Annotated in this window: 3 protein-coding genes, 1 tRNA gene and 2 pseudogenes; 3 read left to right on the top strand and 3 right to left on the bottom strand. The window is 65.5% G+C overall.

Annotation, left to right across the window (positions count from 1 at the left end):
- Both ACFE99_RS21830 and ACFE99_RS21825 read right to left on the bottom strand, forming a co-directional pair.
- A pseudogene (locus ACFE99_RS21830) lies at window positions 1–145 on the bottom strand (hypothetical protein); the annotation flags it as partial.
- Window positions 146–178: 33 nt separating this feature from the next.
- A complete protein-coding gene (locus ACFE99_RS21825) occupies window positions 179–1,672 on the bottom strand; it encodes a transposase (RefSeq protein ID WP_375488497.1) in 1,494 nt (497 codons plus the stop codon).
- On the opposite strand from ACFE99_RS21825, the pseudogene ACFE99_RS21820 reads away from it, so the two are divergent.
- Window positions 1,671–3,226 (top strand): annotated as a pseudogene (locus tag ACFE99_RS21820) (recombinase family protein). The gene ACFE99_RS21825 and the pseudogene ACFE99_RS21820 overlap by 2 nt on opposite strands.
- On the opposite strand, the gene ACFE99_RS21815 reads toward ACFE99_RS21820, so the two are convergent.
- Window positions 3,208–3,293, bottom strand: a tRNA-Leu gene (locus ACFE99_RS21815). The pseudogene ACFE99_RS21820 and the gene ACFE99_RS21815 overlap by 19 nt on opposite strands.
- A gap of 128 nt (window positions 3,294–3,421) precedes the next feature.
- On the opposite strand from ACFE99_RS21815, the gene ACFE99_RS21810 reads away from it, so the two are divergent.
- A complete protein-coding gene (locus tag ACFE99_RS21810; RefSeq protein ID WP_375488495.1) occupies window positions 3,422–4,777 on the top strand; it encodes a M20/M25/M40 family metallo-hydrolase in 1,356 nt (451 codons plus the stop codon).
- 19 nt (window positions 4,778–4,796) lie between these two features.
- Window positions 4,797–5,327, top strand: a complete 531-nt coding sequence (locus tag ACFE99_RS21805) for a YbhB/YbcL family Raf kinase inhibitor-like protein (protein WP_375488493.1) — start codon at window positions 4,797–4,799, stop codon at window positions 5,325–5,327.
- Window positions 5,328–5,383: the final 56 nt, after the last annotated feature.

Genomic DNA, 5,383 nt, shown 5'->3' with positions numbered 1-5,383 from the left:
TCAGTAATCGGCCGGCGCTGTCGGTGACGATCAGCGCGCCTGCAGATCCAGTGATGGTGATGACGCCACGGTGGTGCAACCGGTGATGATACGGGCATAACAGAGGGTGTCGCACGAGTCCATGGTGTGAGTGGCGCCGATGATGCGTTGACCGGTGGGGCGCAAGCGGTGGCTTCGGTCAGGCGGGTATCGCGTGCTGGAGTTTGAGCAGATTGTGCACTGCGCAGATCAGGCGCCACTCGCTGTGCACTCCAGCATGTCCGCGGAGGGAGAATTTGCGGAACCCCAGGTTGGCTTTGATGTTTCCGAAAACGGGCTCGATGCTGACGCTGCGTTTGCGGTAGAGCGTGGCGTTCTCGGGTTGAGAAAGCTTGTTATTCATCATATTTCGGGCGACCGTGGGATCGGTGATGTCGCCGCGGATATGCGCGAGCATCGTCTTGACTCGTGATACTGAGACGCTGAGGTCATCGCTGGCGGCACGCAGAGAGATCTCGCCGGCGGCGACACGTTCGACTACCGGGATCCATTCCTCGGGTTCGGGTTCGGCGCTGCGGGTGATGCGTTGTCCATCGCGCCCGAAGTACCGCTTGGTCATGTCCCGCACCCAGGTGTACGAGACACCGAGAATCGCACCCGCTTGACGCTGGGACAGCTCACCACGGTTCACCTTCGCCAGCACCGCCAACTTGTCGTCATCGGGCTTATCGGCTTTGCGCCACGACGACTTCCGGGTCGCAATCAGCACCTCGGCACCGACATCGGTGGTGGCGTTGATGCTGGTCCAGTAGCCTGCGTCAGCCACGAACGTGCCCGCACCACCGCGGTGCCCGGCCTCGGCAAGATTGTCGGTCACCGCGGTGGCCATGGGCACGAAGTGGGGTTGGTCGTTGGTGGTGGCGGCGACCTCGGCAGCCACCACGATGTGCCCAGTCGTCGCGGCCGCTTGCGCGTTGTAGCCCTGCAGCACGCCTTTGGAGGCGTGCGGGATGATCCGCGAATGCGGATCAGTCGTGTTCGCTCGCCGCGGCCGCGCTCGCCGCGCCGTTTCCGCGCTCGGTTTCGGCCCGGTCAACGTGCGACCCAGCTCGCTCTCCTTACGGGCACGCTCGATCATCCGGGTCTGAAAGTCCTGCGCCTTTTGCGACTCCAACTCAGCGAGGGCAGCCCGGATCCGCGACCGCCGATCCCGGCCACCGGACCACCCGGCCGGCACCCGCCTGACCTGGTCATTCTGGCCCTGCTCGTCTTCGGCCGCATCGACCTGCTCGGCTTCGGCCAACACATGATCGGCGACACGACGAACCGCCGCGGCAGTGGGGTCGCGGTCCACGGATTCGGCGAGTTCGGCGCTCAGGTCGGCATGGTCACGATTAGCGAAGAACGAGGCGTTCGCGGCGATCTTCGTGCCGTCGATCGCGACCACCCCCGCATCGACCAGACCAGCCTTGACGCACAAGCCCAGGACCTGGGCAAACAATCCTGCGATCGCGTCCTGGTGGCGGCGGCGGAACCGGGCCAGCGTGGCGTGATCAGGCTGCTGATTGGCCGCGACCACCCGCACCGCCACATCCTCGACCAAGCGTCGCCCAATCCTCCGCGAGGACCGCTCCCCGGTGCAGTAGGCATACAGCAAGACCGACAGCATCATCGCGCAGAAGCGGCGTGCCATGGACCTGATCACTCCGCACGGCGGAGTCCTCGCCGCTGACTATTTCGATGTGGGACAGAGCCGTTCGCTGCCGTGGAAGCGCAGGCCAGAGGCGTCACGTCTCCTTGCTGATGTCGCTTCTCGGGACCGTAGCTTCGATGCCGTAGTGATCGGGGAACCCGCCCGTGCGTTCTACGGGCCGCAGTTCGCGCTCACCTTCCCCGTCCTCACGCACTACGGAGTCGGCCTGTGGGTACCCGAGGTCGGCGGAGCGGTCGATCCCGGCTCCGAGGCACACGACCTGGTGATGACTCTGTTCGGCGGCATGAGCAAGGGAGAGCGCGCTCGAATCCAGATGCGCGTCCGTACGGCGATGTCAGCACTCGCGCAGGACACCGCCCGATATCTCGGTGGTCGACCACCCTACGGTTACCGGCTCGTCGATGCTGGCCCGCACCCAAACCCTGCCAAGGCCAATCTTGGGCAGCGGCTTCACCGCCTCGAACCTGACCCCGCGACATCTTCGGTCGGCGAGCGGATCTACCGCATGTACGCCGACGGAGCGGGCCTGCGCTACATTGCGCAACAGCTCACCGATAATGGTGTGCCGTCACCGAGCCAGTATGACCCGGCACGGAATCGTCACCGTGACCCGCGAGGTTGGTCTCATTCGGCGATCCGCGCCATACTCGACAACCCGACGCACCTCGGTGTACGCGTTTGGGGCAAGCAGGAGAAATACGAGATCCTGGTCAACCCTGACGATGTCGCTGCCGGTTATGAGACGCGTATGCGGTGGCGTGATGAGGCAGACTGGTTCGCACCGGCCGCCGCACGCACGAAGCACTGATCGCTGACGATCTGGCCGAGGCTGTTCGTCTCCGCACGCAGGCGCGGCGCGGTCCCGGTCTCGTCTGCAACAGACAGTCGACGGTGCCGTACGCGCTTCGCGGGATGTTGTTCTGCGCCGTATGCGGACGGCGGATGCAGGGCGCCGCTCGCGTCGGGAAGCGAACAACCCGCATTCTCTACCGTTGTGAGCTGGGTAGGTCACGTTCTGTACCAGCGGAACTGACCGATCACCCGCGTACGGTCTACCTCCGCGAGGACGCGGTGACACCTCGACTCGACGAATGGATCTCCACACTGGCCGATCCGGAAGACCTGGCACGCCGACAAGAGGTAGACCTAGTAGCGGGAGCTGGCTACGCCGCCTTGCAGCACCAGCTCAGCGAGGCGAATAACAAGATTGCTGCTCTGGTTACAGCAGTGGAGTCTGGTGTGGCCGTCGAGGACTTGATTGCTGCACTACGCCGCCGTACCGCCGTGCCTGACGAGCTGAAGGCGCGCCTTGAACGAGCCGAAAGACCCCGCGCCATGTCAGCCGCGCAGATCAGCGAATTGGTCGAGGAGTTGGGCGGGCTGTCGGCGGTGCTTGGTGAGGCAACCGGGGCGGAACGCGCACAGGTGTATGCAAGCCTGGGTTTGCGTCTTGACTACGACCCATACCTGCGACGGGTCACGGCGACGGCCGATCTGAGTCGTGTCGCCGGATGTGTCCGAGGGGGGACTTGAACCCCCACGCCCAGTAATAGGGCACTAGCACCTCAAGCTAGCGCGTCTGCCATTCCGCCACTCGGACCGGACCAACAATTGTGGCAGCTAAGGCTATCGGATTCGCCTCTACCGACCCAAACTAGCGCGGCGACCATGCGGCTGGTGTATCGGTCGCCCAACGAGCCGCGCAATCGGGCCGAGGCGCGCCCTCCAATGGTAGGAAAGGTGACTGTGACCGTCCCAGCCGGATTACCCGTCGACGACGTATTGGACGTCGTCAGCACGCTGATCCGGTTCGATACCACCAATACCGGTGACCCAGAGACCACCAAAGGTGAGGCCGAATGCGCCCAGTGGGTCGCAGAACAACTGGAAGAGGTCGGCTACCAGGTCCAATACGTCGAGTCCGGTGCGCCCGGCCGCGGAAATGTGTTCGCCCGGCTGGCGGGCGCGGATAGTTCGCGGGGCGCTCTGCTGATCCACGGTCATCTTGACGTGGTGCCGGCCGAGCCGGCCGATTGGAGTGTGCACCCGTTTTCCGGCGCCGTCGAGGACGGCTATGTCTGGGGCCGCGGCGCGGTCGACATGAAAGACATGGTCGGCATGATGATCGTGGTGGCCCGCCAGTTCCGGCGGGCCGGCATCGTGCCGCCGCGCGATCTGGTGTTCGCGTTCGTCGCCGACGAAGAGAACGGGGGTACGTTCGGGGCCCAGTGGCTGGTCGACAATCGCCCCGACCTGTTTGCCGGGGTGAGCGAAGCGGTCGGCGAAGTCGGTGGTTTTTCGCTGACGGTGCCGCGCCGCGACGGCGGCGAGCGCCGGCTGTATCTGATCGAGACCGCCGAAAAGGGCCTGCAATGGATGCGGCTGACCGCCCGGGGCAGGGCGGGGCACGGCTCGATGGTGCACGACCACAACGCGGTCACAGTGCTCGCCGAGGCGGTCGCGCGGCTGGGCCGCCACCGATTCCCGCTGGTGCTCAGCGACACCGTCGTGCAGTTCCTGGCCGCGGTCGGCGAGGAGACCGGGCACAGCTTCGACACCGATTCCCCCGACCTGGAAGGCGCGATCGACAAGCTGGGACCTATTACCCGCATCCTGAAGGCCACATTGCGCGACACGGCCAACCCGACGATGCTCAAGGCCGGTTATAAGGCCAACGTGGTTCCGGCCACGGCGGAGGCCATGGTGGACTGCCGGGTGCTTCCCGGCCGGCAAGCGGCGTTCGAGGCCGAGGTCGACGAGCTGATCGGCCCGGACGTGACCCGCGAATGGATCAGGGATCTGCCGTCGTATGAGACCAGCTTCGACGGCGACCTCGTCGACGCCATGAACGCCGCGCTGCTGGACGCCGATCCCGACGCGCGGACCGTGCCCTACATGCTGTCCGGCGGGACGGATGCAAAAGCGTTCGCCCGCTTGGGTATTCGCTGTTTCGGGTTCATCCCGCTGCGGCTGCCGCCGGACCTCGATTTTTCTGCGCTGTTCCATGGCGTCGACGAGCGGGTACCCGTGGACGCGCTGAGGTTCGGCACCCAAGTGCTGGCGAATTTTCTGACACACTGCTGATGAGACGAGAGGACTGACCATGGCCACACCGCCTGACCCCTATGCCCGGCTGCCCAAGTTGCCGTCATTCACGTTGACGTCGAAGTCGATCACCGACGGCCAGCCGCTGGCCACCGCCCAGATCAGCGGCATCATGGGCGCCGGCGGCGAGGACGTCAGCCCGCACCTGAGCTGGTCCGGTTCTCCCGACGAGACCCGCAGCTTCGCGGGCACCGTCTACGATCCGGACGCGCCGACCCGGTCGGGGTGCTGGCATTGGGCGGTGGCCAACCTGCCGGCGAACGTCACCGAGCTGCCGGAGGGTGTCGGCGACGGGCGCGAACTGCCCGGCGGCGCGCTGACATTGGTCAACGACGCCGGCATGCGCCGCTACGTCGGCGCCGCCCCGCCGCCCGGACACGGACCGCACCGCTACTACGTCGCGGTGCATGCGGTGGACGTCGAAAAGCTCGACCTCACCGAGGACGCCAGCCCGGCGTTTCTCGGATTCCAGCTGTTCCAGCACGCCATCGCGCGGGCGGTCATCTACGGCACCTACGAGCAGCGGTAGCCAAAACGTGGCGAGCAGACGCAAAAGCCCCACAGAATAAAGGATTTCGGGTGCGT

It is taken from the genome of uncultured Mycobacterium sp. (genome assembly GCF_964249325.1).
GTDB lineage: Bacteria > Actinomycetota > Actinomycetes > Mycobacteriales > Mycobacteriaceae > Mycobacterium.
The sequence above is the reverse complement of the archived record's forward strand: the minus strand, read 5'-3'. Positions and strand labels throughout refer to the sequence as shown.